Origin of the sequence: Escherichia sp. E13S3 (assembly GCF_004212325.1) — a bacterium.
Classification (GTDB): Bacteria; Pseudomonadota; Gammaproteobacteria; order Enterobacterales; family Enterobacteriaceae; genus Escherichia.
Genome location: NZ_RHJR01000004.1, coordinates 420491 through 444152, shown reverse-complemented (window position 1 = coordinate 444152; position 23662 = coordinate 420491). Strand labels below are relative to the sequence as shown.

Genomic DNA, 23662 nt, shown 5'->3' with positions numbered 1-23662 from the left:
TATATTGCGCTAATTTCATTAATTTATGCTGCGTGCAGTATATGTTTATCACCTGAGTGTTGAGATAAAAATTATCTGTTATGAAAAATCATAATGGGTGAGTTTGTTTTCTTCCTAAAAATAAGGCGTTTTATTGAACTTTAATTAAAAAGGAATTTTACAGTGAGTAATGATGATACCTTTGTAGGTACTAAAGCGTTGCTGCAATCTTTTGCTAATGCACCTTATGTCCCCACTCAAAAATCCCTACACGGCATTCGCTACGATTTCAATGATGGCGCGCGCGTCAAACTCCCTCCGGGTAACTGGTTGGTTAATTTAATCGACGACGCTTCCGGTAATGTTTTATTTACCTGCCAGTCCAATGAAGGCTGGGTATTGAGCGGTAAAAAGTACTTCGTTGATTTTCGTATTCAGGTCTTTAAGGAGGATGAATCCACGCCGGTACTGGATGTCGAGCAGGATCTGCGAGACAAATCGGTCATTATTCATTTCCCCACCGGAACGTTAGGCGATCTCCTTGGCTGGTTTCCATATGCCGAACGTTTTCGCCAGCAGCATCAGTGTCAACTGGAGTGTGTGATGGGAGCAGAAATTATCGAACTGCTCCACGAACAGTACCCTGAAATACAGTTCTCCACGCGCGAAACCATTAAAACTCATAATCCCTACGCCAGCTACCGCATCGGGTTGTACTTCGAAGCTAACGACACTCATCAGCCGCTGGATTTTCGTCAGGTCGGTTTTACCCGCATTGCAGGCTATATCCTCGGCGTTCCGCCGCAAGAAGAACCACCTCGGCTGAAGCTCGATGCACCGCGTGTCATTGATGAACCCTACGTTTGTATCGCCACCCAGTCCTCTTGCCAGGCGAAATACTGGAACAACGGTCATGGCTGGTCGGAGGTGGTGGCTGAGCTGAAAACGTTGGGTTATCGAGTGCTGTGTATTGATAAGGAAGCACATTACGGCTCTGGTTTTGTCTGGAACCACATTCCCCACGGTGCAGAGGATTTTACCGGTGCGCTGCCGTTACAACAGCGGGTAGATCTCCTGCGTCACGCGGACTTTTTTGTCGGTCTGAGCAGTGGCCTGAGTTGGCTGGCATGGAGTTGTCACATCCCGGTGGTGTTGATTAGTGGTTTTACCGATCCGCAAAGCGAGTTCTATACCCCGTGGCGGGTATTCAACTCACACGGCTGCCACGGCTGCTGGGATGACGTAAGCATCGATTTTGACCACGAAGATTTTTTATGGTGCCCGCGTCATAAGGGTACCGACCGGCAATACGAATGTTCTCGACTTATTACCGGCCAGCAAGTTAACCGCATTATCCATCGGCTCCATCAAACCCTGAGCGACGAACGCGCCGCCCTTAGCCTAAAGGACTAATTCATGAATAAAACCTATAACATTGTCTGGAGTGCGGCACGAAATATGTATGTTGTCGCCTCTGAATTTTCACGTGGCGATAGCCAGATGAAAACCTAGGTACGGTCAGTGGCGGCAATGGTGCTGTTGGCATTAAGCCCGATCAACGCTCAGGCGGCCTTTACGGCGGAAGTGACGGATGCAACAGTTACCAGTGAGGTTGTGGAACAAGGCACCCAAAATATCAACAACGGCGGTGTGGCAATCACCACGGTGGTGAACACTAAAGGAATTCAGAAAGTTTACTCTGGTGGCACGACATCGGGGACTTTGATAAATTCGGGGGGCTGGCAGTATGTTTCTTCAGGCGGTATCGCCATCAGTTCCACGGCAGACCGCGGTCACCAGACTATCCTCTCAGGTGGTATCGCGACGAGTACCACGATAGAAGACTTCGGTTATCAGTACGTTTCGGGGGGTGGTAGCGCAACGAATACCATCATAAACGAATATGGTTTTCAGCGGATTTCACAGAATGGTATCGCCTCAGATACCACGATAAATGGCGGTAATCAGGAAATCTACTCCGGCGGTACCGCCACAGGGACGACAATAAACAACAAAGGTGAGCAGTTCGTTTCCTCAGGCGGATTTGCTACGGATACCACGGTAAACAGCGGCGGAACTCAACATCTCGCCGCGGGGGGGAGCGCCACAAGCACGACAATCAGCAAAGGCGGTCAACAGAATGTGTATACTTCCGGAACTGTGGCAGATACTACGGTAAATGGTGGTGATCAGTATCTCTTTGATGGCGGGACTGCAACTGGCACTACGTTAAATGGTGTGGATAGCTCTCAGTTTATTTATGAAAATAGTATCGCGACAGACACCACGCTAAATAATGCCAGACAATTTGTTTCCTCTGGCGGCACCGCCATTAATACCACAATCAACAACGGCAGTGATCAACAGGTTTTGGCCGGTGGCATTGCAATTGAATCCCTGAATAACAGCGGTGGTCAGTTGCGTGTTAGTTCAGGTGGATCCGCCACGAAGGTGACCAATAAAGGGATGTTACTTGTTCTGGATGGAGGCACCGCAACAGAGGTCAATCAGGCCGTGGGGGCCGGACTTATTACCAGTACTGATGCCACTGTGAAGGGAACTAACGTCAATGGTGCTTTTAGTATTGACGCTGCCAGCCACACAGCCAGTAATGTGTTACTGGAAAATAGTGCTTCTCTTAGCGTTAATAATAGCGGGACTGCCACTAACACTACGGTAAACCGTAAGGGTACACTTAGCGTCAGCAGTGGCGGTGTCCTGGCAGGGAACACACTCATCAACGAAGGTGGTACGCTGAAGGGCCAAAATAGCGCGGTGGTCAATCAGGGGATCCTGACGATGGATGGCGAGCAGGGAACACAGAATTGGTCATTGCAGGGCAGCGGTTCGCTGGTGAAAACCGGAGATGGTTCGCTGACGATGACCCGTGGAGGGACGTACAGCGGTGGCACAGTCATTAGTGGCGGTACACTCAATGCCAATGACCTGAAAGCGTTGGGTTCGGGTGATATTGATAACTCCGCCACGCTTAACCTCAACGCCTTCGGTACGTATGTGGCGGGAGATGTCACCACACACAACGGTGGCGTCACCTCGCTGGCTGCCGGAACCATGCTTGATGCAACCTCTCTCAACCAGCAGGATGGCAGCACGCTGAATATCACGCTGGGGAATGGAGTCACCAGCCCTGTTATCACCGCCGACACGGTAAATATTGACGGTTCGCTGAATATCACCGGTATTGGCAATATCTCCGCTCCTCTGTCACACGATCCCTATACCTTCACCCTGATTGATGCCGACAACAGTATCACCGGTAATTTTGACATTATTACTATTGGTGGGATGGATGCGGGGATGGTCGATTTTATGACGATCGGCGGAAAGATCAGCGCCACTGATGATTCTCAGTATGTACTGACCAGTACGCTGACCTGGTACGCGGATATCAGTCATCTTTCCACCGATGCCCACGGCACCTTTACTCTCAGTGGTCCAGGGGACCGTTTTGAGCTGAACACTGCGCTGGCTGATGTTGTCCCCAACAGTACCACCGGCTGGGACGGTAAAACACTGACCAAAGCAGGTGAAGGTACCCTGATCCTCAACGCCTCCAACACTTATAGTGGCGATACCTATGTTAACGGCGGGACGCTGATTGCCGGAACGGATAACGCGCTGGGGACAGACGGCGGTCTGGTGCTGGCGTCAGGTGCGACCTTTGAACTGAATGGTATGAGTCAGAGTTCCAATTATCTGCGCAGCGATGCTGGCAGCACCCTGAAACTTGATGGTGGTGAACTGGTTCTCGGACGCAACATTCATCAAACTTCGGAAATATCAGGGACAGTTACCGGTAGTGGTTTGCTGGATATCTATGGCTCGCTGGATATTGACGAGGAAAGCGATCTCAGCGGGCTGAGTGCGACAATTGATATCGAGCAGTATGCCGACGTGTATAGCTGGAATGCGGCTCTCGGCACTGGGAACATAGTGGTTGACGGGACGTTACAAATGAACGCACCAGCTGGTGAACTGAGTAATAATCTCAGCGGCAGCGGCAGCATTTGGGCAGAGAGTGCGCTCACTGTCAGCGGCGACAACGATGATTTTAGCGGCACCTGGACCATCCGTAAGGACAGCAGCCTCACCGTGATGAACGCCCCGGCGTTGGGTACAGGCAATGTTGTTGATGGCGGCGCCCTGTATCTGGGCGGTACGGATAACTGGGCGCTGAACAGCGGTAACGTGATTAGCGACTACGCCATGTATGATGGCGACAACCTTGTAGACGCGAGCGCAGGTAAAGTGGTGAAACAGGATGCCAACACCATCACTATTACAAATGCTAACAGCTACAGTGGCGGTACGCTGATTGAGAAGGGAACGCTGAATGCTGATCATGTCGCGGCTCTGGGCACTGGCGATGTGGATAATCATGCCACGCTGAATCTGAACTCAGTCGGGCAGTACGTGCTGGCGAACTTTACAACATACAGCGCTGGTACCACCTCGCTGGTGGCGGGCTCGACGCTGGCAGTTGACGCCTTTGTTCAACAGGATGACAGTACGCTGAACATCAGCCTGGCGCCGGATGCGACCAGCCCGCTGGTCATCGCTGACAGTGCCTCGCTGGACGGCACGCTGAATATCACCGGCATTGGCAATATTAAAGATCCACTGACTCACGATCCCTACACCTTCACTCTGATTGATGCCGACAGCGCCATCAGCGGTGATTTTGAAGAGCTGACCGTCGCCGGAATCGATGCCAAAGAAACCGACTTCCTGACGGTTGACAGCCGCATTAACCCTGCGGATGACACACAGTACGAACTGACGACCTCACTCTCCTGGTATGCGGATGTGGATAACGCCGCTACCGATGCGCACGGCACGTTTACCCTGAGCAACCCGGATGGTAGCTTCACGCTGAATACCGCGCTGACGGATGTGGATGCCAACAGCTCCACTGGTTGGGATGGTAAAACACTGACCAAAGCAGGCGACGGTACGCTGATCCTCAACGTCTCCAACACTTATAGTGGTGACACCTACGTAAACGGCGGGACGCTGGTTGCCGGAGCCGATAATGCGCTGGGGACAGATGGCGGTCTGGTGCTGGCGTCAGGCGCGACATTTGACCTGAATGGTATGAGTCAGAGTTCCGATTATCTGCGCAGCGATGTTGGCAGCACCCTGAACCTTGATGGCGGTGAACTGGTTCTCGGACGCGACATTCATCAAACTTCGGAAATATCAGGGACAGTTACCGGTAGTGGTTTGCTGGATATCTATGGTTCGCTGGATATTGACGAGGAAAGCGATCTCAGCGGGCTGAGTGCGACAATTGATATCGAGCAGTATGCCGACGTGTATAGCTGGAATGCGGCTCTCGGCACCGGAAAAATTGTGGTTGACGGGACGTTGTACATGGATGCACCAGCTGGTGAACTGAGTAATAATCTCAGCGGCAGCGGTAGCATTTGGGCGAAGAGTGCGCTTACCGTCAGCGGCGACAACGATGATTTTAGCGGCACCTGGACCATCGGTAAGGACAGCAGCCTCACCGTGATGAACGCCCCTGCGTTGGGTACAGGCAATGTTGTTGATGGCGGCACCCTGTATCTGGGCGGCACTGAAGACTGGACTCTGAACAGCGGTAACGTGATTAGCGATTACTACAGCTATGACGGTGAGCAACTCATAGAGATGCAGGCGGGTAAAGTGGTGAAACAGGATGCCAACACCATTACTATCGCCAATGCCAATACCTACAGCGGCGGTACAGTGGTTGAAGACGGCACGCTGAATGCTGACAATGTCGCGGCTCTGGGCGTGGGCGACGTGGATAATCATGCCACGCTGAATCTGAACGCAGTCGGGCAGTACGCGCTGGCGAACTTTACGACATACAGTGCTGGTACCACCTCGCTGGTGGCGGGCTCGACGCTGGCAGTTGACGCCTTTGTTCAACAGGATGACAGTACGCTGAACATCAGCCTGGCGCCGGATGCGACCAGCCCGATAATCACCGCTGACAGTGCCTCGCTGGACGGCACGCTGAATATCACCGGCATTGGCAATATTAAAGATCCACTGACTCACGATCCTTACACCTTCACCCTGATTGATGCCGACAGCGCCATCAGCGGTGATTTTGAAGAGCTGACCGTCGCCGGAATCGATGCCAAAGAAACCGACTTCCTGACGGTTGACAGCCGCATTAACCCTGCGGATGACACACAGTACGAACTGACGACTTCACTCTCCTGGTATGCGGATGTGGATAACGCCGCTACCGATGCGCACGGCACGTTTACCCTGAGCAACCCGGATGGCAGCTTCACGCTGAATACTGCGCTGACGGATGTGGATGCCAACAGCTCCACTGGTTGGGATGGTAAAACACTGACCAAAGCAGGTGAAGGTACCCTGATCCTCAACGCCTCCAACACTTATAGTGGCGATACCTATGTTAACGGCGGGACGCTGATTGCCGGAGCGGATAATGCGCTGGGGACAGACGGCGGTCTGGTGCTGGCGTCAGGTGCGACCTTTGACCTGAATGGTATGAGTCAGAGTTCCGATTATCTGCGCAGCGATGTTGGCAGCACCCTGAACCTTGATGGCGGTGAACTGGTTCTCGGACGCGACATTCATCAAACTTCGGCAATATCAGGGACAGTTACCGGTAGTGGTTTGCTGGATATCTATGGTTCGCTGGATATTGACGAGGAAAGCGATCTCAGCGGGCTGAGTGCGACAATTGATATCGAGCAGTATGCCGACGTGTATAGCTGGAATGCGGCTCTCGGCACCGGAAACATTGTGGTTGACGGGACGTTGTACATGGATGCACCAGCTGGTGAACTGAGTAATAATCTCAGCGGCAGTGGCAGCATTTGGGCGAAGAGTGCGCTTACCGTCAGCGGCGACAACGATGATTTTAGCGGCACCTGGACCATCGGTAAGGACAGCAGCCTCACTGTGATGAACGCCCCGGCGTTGGGCACAGGCAATGTTGTTGATGGCGGCACCTTGTATCTGGGCGGCACTGAAGACTGGACTCTGAACAGCGGTAACGTGATTAGCGATTACGCCATGTATGACGGCGACAATCTCGTAGACGCGAGCGCAGGTAAAGTGGTGAAACAGGATGCCAACACCATTACTATCGCCAATGCCAATACCTACAGCGGTGAAACTCGCGTTAGCGAAGGAACATTGTGGCTGACGGATACCGGAGTAATTGGCGCACCGGATGCGTCTGGTCAGGGGGCTGTAAATGTTGACTCTGGTGCCACCTTCGGCGGCAGCGGCGTCGTGAACGGCGATGTCTACAACGGTGGCAATATCGCCATGAGCCATGAAGGCGAAACGGACAACACGCTGACCATCAACGGTAACTACACTGGCGACAACGGTAATCTGTACCTCAATACGCAACTGGGCGACGACAGTTCACCAACCGATAAACTGGTCATCTCCGGTGATACTTCTGGTAACACGACGGTCTATGTTGCTAACGTCAATGGTAAAGGAGCACAGACGAAAAATGGTATCGAAGTGATCGACGTTGGCGGTCAGTCAGATGGAACATTTGAGCAGGGAAATCAGGTACAGATTGGATTGTACGAATATCGTCTCTATGAAGACGGTGGCGACTGGTATTTACGTTCGCAATCCACCGTTCCTCCGCAACCAGATGATGGCGGTGATGTTCCGCCAGTCCCCGATGATGATACCCCGGTAACGCCGCAGTATCGTCCTGATATTGGTGTTTACGTGGGTAACCAGTGGATGGTGCGTAACCTGCAAATGCAGACGTTGTATGATCGCGAAGGTAGCCAGTACCGCAACGAGGACGGTAGTGTCTGGATGCGTTTCAAAGCGGGGAATGCGCAGTCACAGGCGGCAGATGGTCATGTTGATATTGACAACAACTATTCACAATTCCAGTTGGGCGGGGACATTCTGGCGTGGGGTAACGGTGAGCAGAGTCTGAAAGTAGGGCTGATGGCCAGTTACATCAATGCTGATACGGACAGCGAAGGTAACCGTGGTGCAGATGGCAGCCAGTTCAGTGCAACAGGGAATGTCGATGGTTACAATCTCGGAGTATATGCGACCTGGTTTGCTGATGCGCAAAACCATCAAGGAGCTTATGTCGATAGCTGGTATCAGTATGGCTTCTACAACAACAGTGTACAGAATGGCGATGTGGGTACAGAAGGATATGACTCCACAGCACAAGCGGTATCGCTGGAAGGTGGCTACCGTTATGATATTGCGCTGGAAAATCAAAATATTATCAGTATTACGCCACAGGCACAGGTCGTCTGGCAACGTTATGATGCCGACAGCGTCATCGACAACAACGGCACTCGTATTGACGATCAGGATAGTGATAACTGGAACACCCGTCTGGGGTTGCGTGTGGATGGCAAATTGCACAGGAACGCAACATCCATTATCCAGCCGTTTGCCGAAGTGAACTGGTTGTACACTAGCGGCGATGTTTCAGTTTCGTTCGATGGCGCGGAGGTGAAACAGGATATCCCGTCTAATCGAGCGCAGGCGAAAGTAGGGATTCAGGCGAACCTGGACAGCCAGTGGAGTATTACTGGCCAGGTCGTTGGTGAGACGGGAAGCCATAACTACAACGATCTTAATGGCAGTCTGAACCTGCGTTACAGTTGGTAAAATACAGAGGGCTTACCCGGAGTTGTTTCGCCGCCGGGTAAGTAAATGTATCAGGCTTATGTGAGTCGTAGAGCCTTATTTAAAGTCGGCTTATTTCGAGCATGGATGTCAAATAAGCTGACTTTCCTCACCTTCCGCAGAGCGAAAGCTAATGCTTACTAACGTGCCACCGCCGGAAGGTTGCGAAAAAGTCAGCGTCCCACCCAATCTTTCCGCGCGCTCACGCATGATATTCAGACCATAATGGCCTTCGGGTTCCTCCGGTTCACCGATGCCAATACCGTTGTCGCGAATATAAACTGTGTGATTGCCATCCGGCGCGGTGACGCAGCTAACGGCAATTTCGCTGGCGTTGGCGTGCTTCATGGCGTTCAGCACCGCTTCGCGAATAATTTGCAACAAATGCACCTGCATCTGCGCATCCAGCGCCAGGGTTGGCAGACGGCAGTCGAGCGTCAGTTTGGCGCTGGTTTGGTTTTGTAATGTATCCAGCATTTCACGCAGCGCAGAGGGGAGATCCGCCTGCTGTAGCGTCAGTCGGAAAGTGGTTAACAGCTCGCGTAACTGCCGATAAGCATCATTCAGCGCCTGGGAGAAATCGGCCATGATACTTTGTGCAGTGGCGTTATCTTCGGGTATCGAACGCTTCAGTAACGTCAACTGGATACGTAAGTAAGAAAGCACCTGGGCCAGCGAGTCGTGTAGTTCGCGGGCGATGGTCGCACGTTCTTCCATCAACAGTAACTGCTGAAAATGCTTCTGCGCCTGATTAAAGTACAAACCGCGTCCCAGCATCGACGAAACGCTGTTAAGTAGTGGTTCTGATGATGACACGTGGCTATTTTGCCAGTGCAACTCGCCGTAAACCGTCTCTTGCATGGTGACCGGTAAAATCTGCATTGGCAGCTCAGGGTTTGGCTTCCCTTCGCTAATCCGCCAGTTATCCCCAACGTTCAGCTCCAGATATTCAGCAGCCTCATTGTCGCGAACAATCTGCAAAATATGGCGGAAACAATGCACATCAATCTGGCTGGTGTTCAGTGCCTGCGAACACTGATACAACACCTCCAGGCGACGCTTGGCCTCGTGGAGATCGCGAGTTTTTTCTTCTACTGACGCTTCCAGCGAGCGGTACAACTTATGCAGCTCGCTCGACATCTGGTTAAAGGTTTTTGCAAGCAGGCCCAGTTCATTGGGTAGGCTGGTATCCAGCGGCGGCGAGTCGAACTGCCCGTGTTCAATACGCTGACTGGCGGTAACCAGTTGATTCAGCGGGGCTACCACCTGATGGCGTATGCGGCGCAGAGTAAAAAAGACCAGCGTGAAAATGCCAATACCGCCAGCCAGCGAAATCGCCACCACCAGCAGCATTTTTCGTTCGGCGTAGTGCTGTAGAGCCAGCACGAACAGGTCTATCTGATTAACATAATTATTAATATTGGCCTGATACCACGGCAAATCACCCTTGATGAGCCGATTATTCATCTCCAGCCAGTTGGCATTCAGATGCGCATAGCGGGCTTTTACTGCCTCTGGCACATACCAGACGTTGAGATTGGTTAATACCGGTGAATGCAGTGCCTGCTGGAACAGTTGGCGGTGTGCGTTAAGCTGTGGACTTCCGCTTTGCAGATCGTAACCCAGACGATAACTCTGCATACGCAGCGATCCGGCAATATTGATAGCCTCAGCGTCGCGCAAACTGCTCGCCAGAGTTAGCAGAGCGATACCCGTGGAAAGAATCGACAGCAGCACAATGTAAAAAAAGGCCCGGGCCAGACTGGCCGAGACGGGGCGTTTGACAATCACACGCGTCTTCTCCACATAAAATAATGAATGTTACAGCTCGCTGAAACGCAATTTGATAAGCGATGAGATTATTTGATCTGCCACAGTTTATAGCGAAATAGTTACTTGTTCTGGGCACATGAACATTGCCGATCCCCGTCTAAGTCGGGTAATAACAACACTCATATAAAGAATAAGGTTTTTACAACCAAAAAAGAAGGTCGTTATGAATCGTTTTATTATGGCCAACAGTCAGCAATGCCTGGGGTGCCATGCTTGTGAAGTGGCCTGTGTGATGGCTCACAATGATGAGCAACACGTGTTGAGTCAGCACCATTTTCACCCCCGAATTACGGTTATTAAACATCAGCAGCAACGTAGCGCAGTGACCTGTCACCATTGTGAAGATGCGCCCTGCGCCCGTAGCTGCCCTAATGGCGCGATCAGCCACGTTGATGACAGCATTCAGGTCAATCAGCAAAAGTGTATTGGCTGTAAATCCTGCGTGGTGGCCTGTCCATTTGGTACGATGCAAATCGTCCTGACACCTGTCGCGGCAGGAAAAGTAAAAGCCACTGCGCATAAATGCGACCTGTGTGCAGGGCGAGAAAACGGTCCTGCCTGTGTAGAGAATTGCCCGGCGGACGCGCTGCAACTGGTCACTGACGCTGCACTCTCCGGCATGGCGAAATCCCGCCGCCTGCGCACCGCGCGCCAGGAACATCAACCGTGGCATGCCAGTACCGCGGCACAAGAAATGCCGGTAATGAGTAAAGTCGAGCAAATGCAGGCAACGCCCGCGCGTGGCGAGCCGGATAAACTGGCGATTGAAGCGCGCAAAACTGGTTTTGATGAAATTTATCTGCCGTTTCGTGCCGACCAGGCTCAACGGGAAGCCTCGCGCTGCCTGAAGTGCGGCGAGCATAGCGTCTGTGAATGGACCTGCCCGTTGCATAACCACATTCCACAATGGATTGAACTGGTGAAATCTGGAAACATTGATGCTGCCGTCGAGCTTTCTCACCAGACCAACACCCTGCCGGAAATTACCGGGCGTGTTTGCCCGCAAGACCGTTTGTGTGAAGGTGCCTGTACTATTCGCGATGAGCACGGTGCAGTAACTATCGGCAACATTGAACGCTATATTTCAGATCAGGCGCTGGCGAAAGGTTGGCGTCCTGACTTAAGTCATGTCACCAAAGTGGACAAGCGGGTGGCGATTATCGGTGCGGGTCCGGCAGGACTGGCCTGTGCGGATGTTCTGACCCGCAATGGCGTGGCGGTGACGGTGTACGATCGCCATCCAGAAATCGGTGGCTTGCTCACTTTCGGCATTCCTTCTTTCAAACTGGATAAATCCCTGCTGGCACGCCGTCGGGAAATCTTCAGCGCGATGGGGATTCACTTCGAACTCAATTGTGAAGTGGGTAAAGATGTCTCTTTGGATTCGCTTTTGGAACAATACGACGCGGTCTTTGTTGGCGTAGGCACTTACCGTTCCATGAAAGCGGGTTTACCCAATGAAGATGCGCCGGGCGTTTATGATGCGCTGCCGTTCCTCATCGCCAACACTAAACAGGTGATGGGACTTGAAGAGCTACCGGAAGAGCCATTTATTAATACCGCAGGGATGAATGTGGTAGTACTGGGCGGTGGGGATACCGCGATGGATTGTGTACGTACTGCGCTGCGCCACGGCGCGAGCAACGTCACCTGTGCCTACCGTCGTGATGAAGCCAACATGCCAGGTTCGAAAAAAGAGGTGAAGAACGCCCGCGAAGAGGGGGCGAACTTTGAGTTTAATGTTCAGCCAGTGGCGATTGAGCTGAATGAACAAGGTCATGTCTGCGGGATTCGTTTCCTGCGCACGCGTCTTGGCGAAGCGGATGCACAAGGGCGTCGGCGACCTGTACCGATTGAGGGCAGTGAATTTGTGATGCCAGCCGACGCGGTGATCATGGCATTTGGCTTCAACCCGCACGGGATGCCGTGGCTGGAGTCGCACGGTGTAACGGTGGATAAGTGGGGCCGCATCGTGGCGGACGTTGAAAGCCAGTACCGTTACCAGACCACCAACCCGAAAATCTTCGCCGGTGGCGATGCCGTGCGTGGTGCGGATCTGGTGGTTACCGCAATGGCAGAAGGACGTCATGCGGCACAGGGGATCATTGACTGGCTGGGCGTAAAATCAGTCAAATCTCACTGATAGCCTGCGCAGACAAACCCGACTTCACAGCGTAAGATAATTGTTCATTTCGCGCTGTGGAGTCGGTATGACGCAACAAATCACCCTCGTTAAAGACAAAATTCTCTCCGATAACTATTTCACCCTGCACAACATTACCTACGATCTTACCCGCAAAGATGGCGAAGTTATCCGCCATAAACGTGAAGTGTACGATCGCGGTAATGGTGCGACGATCCTCCTGTACAACGCGAAGAAAAAGACCGTGGTTCTGATTCGTCAGTTCCGCGTCGCTACCTGGGTTAATGGCAATGAAAGCGGGCAGCTGATTGAAACCTGCGCCGGGCTGCTGGATAACGACGAACCGGAAGTGTGCATTCGCAAAGAGGCGATAGAAGAGACGGGTTATGAAGTGGGCGAAGTGCGCAAATTATTTGAACTGTATATGTCGCCAGGCGGTGTGACTGAGCTAATCCACTTTTTTATCGCCGAATACAGTGACAATCAGCGCGCTAACGCCGGTGGCGGTGTCGAAGATGAAGATATTGAAGTGCTTGAGCTGCCGTTCAGCCAGGCGCTGGAGATGATCAAAAGCGGTGAGATACGAGACGGTAAGACGGTGTTATTGCTTAACTATTTGCAAACGTCACATTTAATGGACTGAAAAATAACAATAATATTTCGTAGTTTATTATTGGCTCAATCCGATAAATCCGATTGAGCCGCGCTACCTGCGCAACGAAGATACGACTTGTGCTGTTTGTTTGAACTTCTGGGGTCGTACCGTCCATGCGCTATCGCATTTTCCTTCTCTTTTTTTTCGCTTTGTTGCCGACGTCTTTGGCGTGGGCGGCACCAGCGCAACGGGCGTTTTCCGACTGGCAGGTCACCTGTAATAACCAAAACTTCTGCGTGGCGCGCAATACTGGCGATCATAATGGACTGGTGATGACCCTGAGCCGCAGCGCCGGGGCGCATACCGACGCCGTTTTACGTATTGAGCGCGGCGGGTTGAAATCACCGGATGTGTCGGAAGGGGAAATAGCGCCACGGCTGCTGTTAGATGGTGAGCCGTTGGCGTTAAGTGGTGACAAATGGCGGATTTCACCATGGTTATTAGTAACCGATGATACGGCAACCATCACCGCGTTTTTGCAGATGATTCAGGAAGGGAAGGCAATCACCTTACGCGATGGCGATCAGACCATTTCTTTGAATGGCTTAAAAGCGGTGTTGTTGTTTATTGATGCCCAGCAAAAGCGCGTTGGCAGTGAAACCGCGTGGATAAAGAAAGGGGACGAGCCGCCTCTCAGCGTACCGCCCGCGCCTGCGTTGAAAGAGGTCGCGGTGGTTAACCCAACGCCGACGCCACTCTCACTCGAAGAACGTAACGATTTGCTGGATTACGGTAACTGGCGGATGAATGGTCTGCGCTGCTCGCTTGATCCATTGCGGCGTGAGGTGAGCGTTACAGCACTGACCGATGATAAAGCGCTGATGATGATTAGCTGTGAGGCAGGTGCTTATAACACCATTGATTTGGCATGGATTGTATCGCGTAAAAAGCCACTGGCCTCGCGTCCGGTACGGTTACGTTTGCCGTTCAACAACGGTCAGGAGACGAATGAACTGGAACTGATGAACGCGACATTTGATGAAAAAACGCGTGAACTGGTGACCTTAGCGAAAGGTCGCGGATTAAGCGATTGTGGCATTCAGGCGCGCTGGCGTTTTGACGGCCAGCGTTTTCGCCTGGTGCGTTACGCCGCAGAACCGACCTGCGATAACTGGCATGGGCCAGACGCCTGGCCCACGTTGTGGATCACCCGTTAAACATCATGGCGTGGACATGTAGGCCGGATAAGACGCGTCAGCGTCGCATCCGGCAATCAGCATCAGGCACCTTTCACTCCCAGCACCTTATGGGCTTTTGCCACAATATTCTCGGCGGTAAAGCCAAAGAACGGGAACAGCTTATCCGCCGGAGCAGACTCCCCGTAACCCGTCATCCCGACAATCGCCCCTTTCAAACCAACATATTTGTACCAGTAATCGGCTATACCCGCTTCTACCGCCACGCGGGCCGCAACGTTAGAAGGCAACACCGACTCGCGATATTCCTCATCCTGGGCGTCGAAAATATCGGTCGAGGGCAGGGAAACCACGCGAACATTACGCCCTTCGCCCGCCAGTTTCTCTGCCGCTTGCAGGGTAATTTCCATCTCTGACCCTGTGGCAATCAAAATGATATCCGGCTTGCCGCCGCTGTCTTTCAACACATAACCACCACGAGCAATCTCTTTTACCTGATCCGGCGTACGTTCCACCTGCGCCAGATTCTGCCTTGAGAGGATCAGCGCCGTCGGCCCGTTGTGGCGCTCAACCGCCAGCTTCCAGCCCACCGCTGCTTCCACCTGATCGCACGGTCGCCAGGTGCTGAAATTCGGCGTTAAGCGCAGACTGGCCAGCTGCTCCACCGCTTGGTGCGTCGGACCATCTTCGCCCAGGCCAATCGAGTCGTGGGTGTAAACCATAATCTGCCGCGCTTTCATCAGTGCAGCCATCCGCGCGGCATTACGGGCGTATTCAACAAACATCAGAAACGTTGCGGTATACGGCACAAAGCCACCGTGGTGCGCGATGCCGTTGGCGATAGCGGTCATGCCAAATTCACGCACCCCGTAGTGAATATAGTTGCCCGCCGGATCTTCCTTCAGCGACACAGACCCTTTCCAGATGGTGAGGTTACTTGGGGCCAGATCCGCCGAACCACCGAGCAGCTCCGGCAGCATCGGCCCGTAGGCGTTAAGCGTATTTTGCGACGCTTTACGGGTAGCGATTTTCGCCGGATTCGCCTGCAACTCATTGATATATTTCTGAGTCGTTTTCTCCCAGTCCTTCGGCAGACCACCGCTCATTCGGCGAGTAAACTCTTCAGCCAGTTGTGGATGGGCCTTTTTATAAGCGGCAAACTTCTCATTCCAGCTCTGCTGGGCTTTTTCACCTTTTTCGCGGGCATCCCAGGCGTGATAAATCTCTTTGGGGATCTCAAAGGGTGGATGATGCCAGCCCAGTTTTTGTCGTGCCAGCGCTACTTCTTCTTCGCCCAGCGGAGCGCCATGCGCCTCTTCCTTACCCGCTTTATTAGGCGAACCAAAGCCAATCACCGTGCGGCAGATAATCAGCGATGGTTTATCTTTCACGCTTTGCGCTTCAAGGATCGCTTCCTTAACCGCCTGCGGATCGTGGCCGTCGATCTCGTGGACAACATGCCAGTGGTAGGCTTCAAACCGTTTTGCCGTATCGTCGGTAAACCAGCCTTCGGTTTCACCATCAATCGAAATACCGTTGTGATCGTAAAAGCCGATCAGCTTGCCGAGTCCCAGCGTTCCTGCCAGCGAACAGACTTCATGAGAGATGCCTTCCATCAGACAGCCGTCGCCCATAAACACGTAGGTGAAGTGATCGACAATCTCATGATCCGGCTGGTTAAACTGCGCTGCCAGCGTGCGCTCCGCTATCGCCAGTCCAACCGCGTTCGCCAAACCTTGTCCAAGTGGACCGGTGGTGGTTTCAACACCTGGCGTATAGCCAATCTCCGGGTGACCTGGGGTTTTCGAATGCAACTGACGGAAGTTCTTCAGCTCTTCCAGCGGCAGGTCATAACCAGTCAGATGTAGCAAACTGTAGAGCAACATCGAGGCGTGACCGTTGGAAAGAATAAAGCGGTCGCGGTCATACCAGGTCGGATCGGTGGGGTTATGTTTAAGAAAGTCGTTCCACAGCACTTCGGCAATATCGGCCATGCCCATCGGCGCGCCGGGATGACCAGAATTGGCTTTTTGCACCGCATCCATACTGAGCGCGCGAATCGCATTGGCAAGGTCTTTTCGGGACATAAAACACTCCGTGGCTGGTTTTAGAATTTGGCGGCAAGAAGATCTTCCAGTTTGCGTTGATCAACGGCGAACAGGCGGATGCCTTCAGACAGTTTTTCTACCGCCATCGGATCCTGATTGTGCTCCCAACGAAATTCCGCTTCGCTCATCGGGGAGGGGCGAGGGAAGGATTGCGATGCCGGGATCAGTTTGCGAACCACTGGCGAAACCTTTTCCTGCAACTCTTTCAGCAAATTCGGCGCGATGGTCAGACGGTCACATCCGGTTAACGCGAGGATTTGTTCGGTACGACGGAAGCTGGCACCCATCACAATGGTTTCGTAGTGATGCTGCTTATAGTAGTCGTAGATGTTGCGCACAGATTTGACACCCGGATCTTCCTCTACCACATACGGATCCATCGGTTTGCGCGCCTGATACCAGTCATAAATACGACCTACAAACGGCGAAATCAGAAAAACGCCCGCTTCTGCACAGGCCCGTGCCTGAGCAAAGGAAAACAGCAGCGTCAGGTTGCAGTTAATGCCTTCTTTTTCCAGTTTTTCTGCTGCGCGAATTCCTTCCCAGGTGGAGGCCAGCTTGATCAGAATGCGAGATCTCTCAATGCCCTGTTGTTGGTACAACTCCACGAGATGGCGCGCTTTTTCGATACTTTTTTCTTTGTCAAAAGAGAGGCGTGCGTCAACTTCTGTCGACACGCGACCGGGTACGATTTTGAGAATTTCTGTACCGAAATTGACTGCCAGTTTGTCGCAGGCCGCGACGACTTGTTGTTCCTGGGTCTTGCCATTTTTTTTACCCCAGGCAATAGCATCGTCTATTAAATGTTCATATTGTGATAAACCGGCAGCCTTGAGTAACAGCGAAGGATTGGTGGTGGCATCCTGGGGATGATAATGGCGAATGGATTCAATATCACCGCTGTCTGCCACGACAGTGGTGAACTGTTTGATGCCGTCTAACTCGTTCATAGGAAATACTCCTTGAAAAGTAAAGTGTTAGATGAGTGCGTTAATTCACACTTCTGAGAAATTTCGCTAAACGCATCAAAAAAGCATAGCAGACAGGCATGGTATTGCTGGATGAAGCAGGTAACATCAGTGTTATGGGATTATTACCAAAACATTATTTGATGGGGGAGAGTTTGGGCTTGCTCAGAGTCTCGACGCTCCGGCAAGGTAATAATGTGCGCCACGTTGTGGGCTGAGGCAGTTGCCCACACCTATTTTTGTGAACGTTACGTGAAAGGAACAACCAAATGGATGAGCAGTTAAAACAAAGTGCACTTGATTTCCATGAATTTCCTGTACCAGGAAAAATCCAGGTTTCTCCGACCAAACCTCTGGCAACGCAGCGCGATCTGGCGCTGGCCTATTCACCGGGTGTCGCCGCGCCTTGTCTTGAAATCGAAAAAGATCCGTTAAACGCCTACAAATATACCGCGCGCGGTAACCTGGTGGCAGTTATCTCTAACGGTACGGCGGTGCTGGGGTTAGGCAACATTGGCGCGCTGGCAGGCAAACCGGTGATGGAAGGTAAGGGCGTTCTGTTTAAGAAATTCGCCGGGATAGATGTGTTTGACATCGAAGTTGATGAACTCGACCCGGACAAATTTATCGAAGTGGTCGCCGCACTTGAACCGACCTTCGGCGGTATCAACCTCGAAGATATTAAAGCGCCAGAATGTTTCTATATTGAACAGAAACTGCGCCAGCGGATGAACATTCCGGTATTCCATGACGACCAACACGGGACGGCAATCATCAGCACCGCCGCCATTCTCAACGGCTTACGCGTAGTAGAGAAAAATATCTCTGACGTACGGATGGTAGTTTCTGGTGCGGGCGCAGCGGCAATTGCCTGTATGAACCTGCTGGTGGCGCTGGGTCTGCAAAAACATAACATCGTGGTATGCGACTCAAAAGGCGTTATTTATCAGGGTCGTGAGCCGAACATGGCGGAAACCAAAGCGGCTTACGCGGTGGTGGATGACGGCAAACGTACCCTCGACGATGTGATTGAAGGCGCGGATATTTTCCTTGGTTGTTCCGGCCCGAAAGTGCTGACTCAGGAAATGGTGAAGAAAATGGCCCGCGCGCCGATGATCCTGGCGTTGGCGAACCCGGAACCGGAAATTCTGCCGCCGCTGGCGAAAGAAGTGCGTCCGGATGCCATCATCTGTACCGGTCGTTCCGACTATCCAAACCAGGTCAACAACGTGCTTTGCTTCCCGTTCATCTTCCGAGGCGCGCTGGATGTTGGCGCAACGGCTATCAATGAAGAGATGAAACTGGCGGCAGTCCGCGCGATTGCGGAACTGGCCCATGCTGAACAGAGCGAAGTGGTGGCTTCTGCGTATGGCGATCAGGATCTGAGCTTTGGCCCCGAATACATCATTCCAAAACCGTTTGATCCGCGCTTGATCGTTAAGATCGCCCCTGCGGTCGCCAAAGCGGCAATGGAGTCCGGCGTGGCGACGCGTCCGATTGCCGATTTTGACGTCTACATCGACAAGCTGACCGAGTTCGTTTACAAAACCAACCTGTTTATGAAGCCGATATTCTCCCAGGCTCGCAAAGCGCCGAAGCGCGTTGTTCTGCCGGAAGGGGAAGAGGCGCGCGTTCTGCATGCGACGCAGGAACTGGTAACCCTGGGACTGGCAAAACCGATCCTTATTGGCCGTCCGAACGTGATCGAAATGCGTATTCAGAAACTGGGCTTGCAGATCAAAGCGGGCGTTGATTTTGAGATCGTCAATAACGAATCCGATCCACGCTTTAAAGAGTACTGGAGCGAATACTTCCAGATCATGAAGCGTCGTGGTGTCACTCAGGAACAGGCACAACGTGCGCTGATCAGCAACCCGACGGTGATCGGTGCGATCATGGTTCAGCGTGGTGAAGCCGATGCGATGATCTGCGGAACGGTGGGCGATTATCACGAACACTTTAGCGTAGTGAAAAATGTCTTTGGTTATCGCGATGGCGTTCACACCGCAGGCGCAATGAACGCGCTGTTGCTGCCGAGTGGTAACACCTTTATTGCTGATACCTATGTTAATGATGACCCAGACGCAGAAGAGCTGGCGGAGATCACGCTGATGGCGGCAGAAACTGTCCGTCGTTTCGGTATTGAGCCGCGCGTTGCCTTACTGTCGCACTCTAACTTCGGTTCTTCTGACTGCCCGTCGTCGAGCAAAATGCGTAAAGCGCTGGAGCTGGTCAGGGAACGTGCGCCTGAGCTGATGATTGATGGTGAAATGCACGGTGATGCGGCGCTGGTAGAAGCGATTCGCAACGACCGTATGCCGGACAGTACCCTGAAAGGTTCCGCTAATATTCTGGTGATGCCGAACATGGAAGCTGCTCGTATTAGTTACAACTTACTGCGCGTTTCCAGCTCGGAAGGTGTCACCGTCGGCCCGGTACTGATGGGCGTAGCGAAACCGGTTCACGTGTTAACGCCGATCGCGTCAGTACGTCGTATCGTCAACATGGTGGCGCTCGCTGTGGTTGAAGCGCAAACCCAACCGCTGTAATTCTTCCTTAACTATCACGCTTACCCTGAGTAATTCGGGGTAAGCGATTTTTATATTATCAATACGTCTTACTGCTTTTACTAATAGCAAATAAATTACCCGACATAAAAATAAAGTAATATCTTTATATTTATTCATGCTCTGCATATGAAAGTTTATCTATCACGGTAAATATCTCTCCATTCTTAGTGATCTACCTCACCTTTTAAACGCGTTTGCCGAATTTTGTTATTTACTCTGACGAAAAATTGTCACGATACACGCACGTTTTTTACAGGCGGCGACTCATGGACAAAGAACGCATCATTCAGGAATTCGTACCCGGGAAACAGGTCACGCTGGCGCATCTGATTGCGCATCCGGGTGAAGAACTGGCGAAGAAAATCGGCGTTCCGGATGCTGGCGCAATTGGCATTATGACGCTAACTCCCGGAGAAACAGCGATGATTGCCGGTGATTTAGCATTAAAAGCTGCCGATGTACACATCGGTTTTCTCGACCGCTTCAGCGGCGCATTGGTGATTTATGGCTCGGTGGGCGCAGTCGAAGAAGCGTTATCACAAACCGTCAGCGGTTTAGGGCGTTTATTAAATTATACGCTGTGTGAAATGACCAAAAGTTAATACGAGGCATTCATGAAGCGAATTGCGTTTGTGGGTAGCGTCGGGGCAGGAAAAACAACGTTATTTAATGCGTTGCAGGGAGATTATACCCTCGCCAGAAAAACACAGGCCGTGGAATTTAATGATAATGGCGATATTGATACTCCGGGTGAATATTTTAGCCATCCCCGTTGGTATCACGCCTTAATAACCACGCTACAGGATGTGGACATGCTGATATATGTCCACGGCGCAAATGATCCAGAAAGCCGATTACCTGCCGGGCTGCTGGATATTGGCGCCAGTAAACGGCAAATCGCCGTCATCAGTAAAACGGACATGCCGGATGCTGACGTCACCGCAACGCGACAGTTATTGCTTGAGACTGGCTTTGAAGAGCCAATTTTCGCGCTAAACAACCATGACCCGCAAAGCGTGCAGCAACTGGTGGATTATCTGGCATCTCTCACCGAACAGGAGGAAGCAGGTGAAAAAACTCATCACAGCGAATGATATTCGTGAAGCACACGCGCGCGGCGAACAGGCAATGTCCGTGGTTCTGCGCGCCAGCATTATTACCCCTGAAGCGCGCGAAGTGGCGGATCTACTGGGTTTTACCATCACCGAGTGCGATGAATCGACGCCTGTAACGGCATCCGTTCCCGTCAGTGCATCAGCCGATAAAACCGAAAGCCAGCGCATCCGCGAAACCATCATTGCCCAGCTGCCGGAAGGCCAGTTTACCGAAAGCCTGGTCGCGCAGCTGATGGAAAAAGTGATGAAGGAAAAGCAGTCGCTGGAGCAGGGGGCAATGCAGCCGAGCTTCAAATCGGTGACCGGCAAAGGCGGCATCAAAGTGATTGATGGCAGCAGCGTCAAGTTTGGTCGTTTCGATGGCGCTGAACCGCACTGCGTGGGCTTAACTGATCTTGTGACCGGAGACGACGGCAGCAGTATGGCCGCTGGTTTCATGCAGTGGGACAACGCCTTCTTCCCGTGGACCCTGAACTACGACGAAATCGACATGGTACTGGAAGGGGAACTGCATGTTCGCCACGAAGGCGAAACCATGATCGCCAAAGCGGGCGACGTGATGTTTATCCCGAAAGGATCCAGCATCGAATTTGGTACGACATCCAGCGTGAAATTCCTGTATGTCGCCTGGCCGGCTAACTGGCAATCCCTATGAAAGATTTCATCACCGAAGCATGGCTAAGAGCGAACCATACGCTCAGCGAAGGCGCAGAGATCCATCTCCCTGCGGACAGTCGCCTGACGCCCTCTGCCCGGGAGTTACTGGAAAGCCGCCATCTGCGCATCAAGTTTATTGACGAGCAGGGCTGCCTGTTTGTTGACGATGAACAGCAGCAGCAGCCCGTTCACGGGCTGACCAGTAGCGATGAACATCCGCAGGCGTGCTGCGAACTGTGTCGCCAGCCGGTGGCAAAAAAGCCGGATACGCTGACTCATCTGTCGGCGGAAAAAATGGTTGCCAAAAGCGATCCACGCCTGGGTTTTCGCGCTGTTCTCGACAGCACCATTGCGCTGACAGTGTGGCTGCAAATTGAACTGGCGGAACCGTGGCAGCCGTGGCTGGCCGACATCCGTTCGCGTCTTGGCAACATTATGCGCGCCGATGCGCTGGGCGAACCGCTGGGCTGCCAGGCGATTGTCGGGCTTTCTGACCAAGATCTGCATCGGCTTTCTCACCAGCCGCTGTGCTATCTCGACCACGATCATCTGGTGCCGGAAGCCAGCCACGGGCGCGATGCGGCGTTGCTGAATCTGCTACGCACCAAAGTGCGGGAAACCGAAACCGTAGCGGCGCAGGTGTTTATCACCCGCAGTTTTGAAGTATTACGCCCGGACATCTTGCAGGCGCTGAACCGCCTTTCGAGCACGGTTTACGTGATGATGATCCTGAGCGTAACGAAGCAGCCGCTAACGGTGAAGCAGATCCAACAACGACTGGGGGAAACGCAATGATTATTGAACGTTGTCGTGAACTGGCGTTGCGAGCGCCCGCCAGAGTGGTTTTTCCGGATGCATTAGACCAGCGCGTACTGAAAGCCGCGCAATATCTGCATCAACAAGGCCTGGCGACGCCCATTCTGGTCGCCAGCCCGTTTGAACTTCGCCAGTTTGCGCTCAGTCACGGCGTGGCGATGGATGGGTTACAGGTGATTGATCCACAGAGCAATCTGGCGATGCGGGAAGCGTTTGCGCAGCGTTGGCTGGCCCGTGCGGGCGAAAAAACGCCGCCGGATGCGCTGGATAAACTCACCGAGCCGCTGATGTTTGCCGCCGCAATGGTTAGCGCCGGTACAGCGGATGTCTGCATTGCAGGCAATCTCTCTTCCACGGCAAATGTGCTGCGTGCCGGATTACGCATTATCGGCTTGCAGCCGGGCTGTAAAACGCTCTCATCCATTTTCCTGATGCTGCCACAGTACAGCGGTCCGGCGTTGGGCTTTGCCGATTGCAGCGTGGTGCCGCAGCCGACGGCGGCACAACTGGCGGATATCGCTCTTGCCAGCGCCGAAACCTGGCAGGCCATCACCGGAGAAGAGCCGCGCGTGGCGATGCTGTCGTTTTCCAGCAACGGTAGCGCCCGTCACCCCTGCGTTGCCAACGTCCAGCAGGCGACAGACATCGTCCGTGAACGCGCACCGCAGCTGGTGGTGGATGGAGAATTACAGTTTGACGCCGCCTTTGTGCCGGATGTCGCGGCGCAAAAAGCGCCTGCCAGCCCGCTACAGGGCCAAGCCAACGTGATGGTTTTTCCGTCGCTGGAGGCCGGAAATATTGGTTACAAAATTGCACAACGACTTGGCGGATATCGTGCCGTCGGGCCATTGATACAAGGACTTGCCGCGCCGATGCACGATCTCTCTCGTGGTTGTAGCGTGCAGGAAATTATCGAACTGGCGCTGGTGGCAGCTGTGCCGCGTCAGACAGAAGTGAACCGCGAAAGCAGTTTACAAACACTGGTTGAATGAACGGT

Annotated in this window: 15 protein-coding genes; 12 read left to right on the top strand and 3 right to left on the bottom strand. The window is 52.8% G+C overall.

Features of this window, described 5'->3' with window-relative positions; all coding sequences use genetic code 11:
* Window positions 1–198 precede the first annotated feature (198 nt).
* Genes D9597_RS07395 through D9597_RS07385 form a run of 3 tightly spaced genes read left to right on the top strand, consistent with a single transcriptional unit; the run spans window position 199 to window position 8646 of the window.
* Entirely contained in the window at window positions 199–1392 is a 1194-nt protein-coding gene (locus tag D9597_RS07395; protein WP_276319952.1) for an autotransporter strand-loop-strand O-heptosyltransferase, read from the top strand.
* A gap of 3 nt (window positions 1393–1395) precedes the next feature.
* A complete protein-coding gene (locus tag D9597_RS07390; RefSeq protein WP_130222010.1) occupies window positions 1396–1491 on the top strand; it encodes an ESPR domain-containing protein in 96 nt (31 codons plus the stop codon).
* A gap of 18 nt (window positions 1492–1509) precedes the next feature.
* Window positions 1510–8646: an autotransporter outer membrane beta-barrel domain-containing protein gene (locus D9597_RS07385; protein WP_276320002.1), complete on the top strand. Its 7137-nt coding sequence runs from the start codon at window positions 1510–1512 to the stop codon at window positions 8644–8646.
* A 108-nt stretch (window positions 8647–8754) separates the two neighbouring features.
* Here D9597_RS07385 and narQ read toward each other — a convergent pair whose 3' ends face one another.
* Window positions 8755–10455: a nitrate/nitrite two-component system sensor histidine kinase NarQ gene (narQ, locus tag D9597_RS07380; protein WP_130216796.1), complete on the bottom strand. Its 1701-nt coding sequence runs from the start codon at window positions 10453–10455 to the stop codon at window positions 8755–8757.
* Between the two features lie 205 nt (window positions 10456–10660).
* On the opposite strand from narQ, the gene aegA reads away from it, so the two are divergent.
* The 3 genes from aegA (at window position 10661) to D9597_RS07365 (ending at window position 14452) form a co-directional block, all read left to right on the top strand.
* A complete protein-coding gene (aegA, locus tag D9597_RS07375; RefSeq protein WP_130222008.1) occupies window positions 10661–12640 on the top strand; it encodes a formate-dependent uric acid utilization protein AegA in 1980 nt (659 codons plus the stop codon).
* Between the two features lie 67 nt (window positions 12641–12707).
* Window positions 12708–13283, top strand: coding sequence for a GDP-mannose pyrophosphatase NudK (gene nudK, locus D9597_RS07370; RefSeq protein WP_130222007.1), 576 nt, complete (start codon window positions 12708–12710; stop codon window positions 13281–13283).
* Between the two features lie 125 nt (window positions 13284–13408).
* Window positions 13409–14452, top strand: coding sequence for a DUF1176 domain-containing protein (locus D9597_RS07365; protein WP_130222006.1), 1044 nt, complete (start codon window positions 13409–13411; stop codon window positions 14450–14452).
* A 62-nt stretch (window positions 14453–14514) separates the two neighbouring features.
* Here D9597_RS07365 and tkt read toward each other — a convergent pair whose 3' ends face one another.
* Both tkt and tal read right to left on the bottom strand, forming a co-directional pair.
* A complete protein-coding gene (tkt, locus tag D9597_RS07360; RefSeq protein ID WP_130222005.1) occupies window positions 14515–16518 on the bottom strand; it encodes a transketolase in 2004 nt (667 codons plus the stop codon).
* Between the two features lie 20 nt (window positions 16519–16538).
* Window positions 16539–17489 (bottom strand): transaldolase, encoded by a 951-nt coding sequence (gene tal, locus D9597_RS07355; RefSeq protein WP_130222004.1) that lies wholly within the window; start codon window positions 17487–17489, stop codon window positions 16539–16541.
* Window positions 17490–17776: 287 nt separating this feature from the next.
* Between tal and maeB the strand changes: the two genes are divergently transcribed.
* The 6 genes from maeB to pta all read left to right on the top strand — a co-directional run bounded on the left by maeB (window position 17777) and on the right by pta (window position 23657).
* Complete coding sequence (gene maeB, locus D9597_RS07350) at window positions 17777–20056, top strand: NADP-dependent oxaloacetate-decarboxylating malate dehydrogenase (RefSeq protein WP_130216808.1); 2280 nt, start codon at window positions 17777–17779, stop codon at window positions 20054–20056.
* A gap of 287 nt (window positions 20057–20343) precedes the next feature.
* A complete protein-coding gene (gene eutS, locus D9597_RS07345) occupies window positions 20344–20679 on the top strand; it encodes an ethanolamine utilization microcompartment protein EutS (protein ID WP_000356956.1) in 336 nt (111 codons plus the stop codon).
* A gap of 12 nt (window positions 20680–20691) precedes the next feature.
* A complete protein-coding gene (gene eutP / locus D9597_RS07340; RefSeq protein ID WP_000820758.1) occupies window positions 20692–21171 on the top strand; it encodes an ethanolamine utilization acetate kinase EutP in 480 nt (159 codons plus the stop codon).
* On the top strand, window positions 21146–21847 hold the full coding sequence (gene eutQ / locus D9597_RS07335) for an ethanolamine utilization acetate kinase EutQ (RefSeq protein WP_130222003.1): 702 nt from the start codon (window positions 21146–21148) through the stop codon (window positions 21845–21847). Before eutP ends, eutQ begins: the two co-directional genes overlap by 26 nt.
* Window positions 21844–22644, top strand: a complete 801-nt coding sequence (gene eutT / locus D9597_RS07330) for an ethanolamine utilization cob(I)yrinic acid a,c-diamide adenosyltransferase EutT (protein ID WP_130222002.1) — start codon at window positions 21844–21846, stop codon at window positions 22642–22644. The genes eutQ and eutT overlap by 4 nt, the downstream gene beginning before the upstream one ends.
* The gene (gene pta, locus D9597_RS07325; protein ID WP_130222001.1) at window positions 22641–23657 is read left to right on the top strand and encodes a phosphate acetyltransferase; all 1017 of its coding nucleotides are present in this window, start codon (window positions 22641–22643) and stop codon (window positions 23655–23657) included. Before eutT ends, pta begins: the two co-directional genes overlap by 4 nt.
* Window positions 23658–23662: the final 5 nt, after the last annotated feature.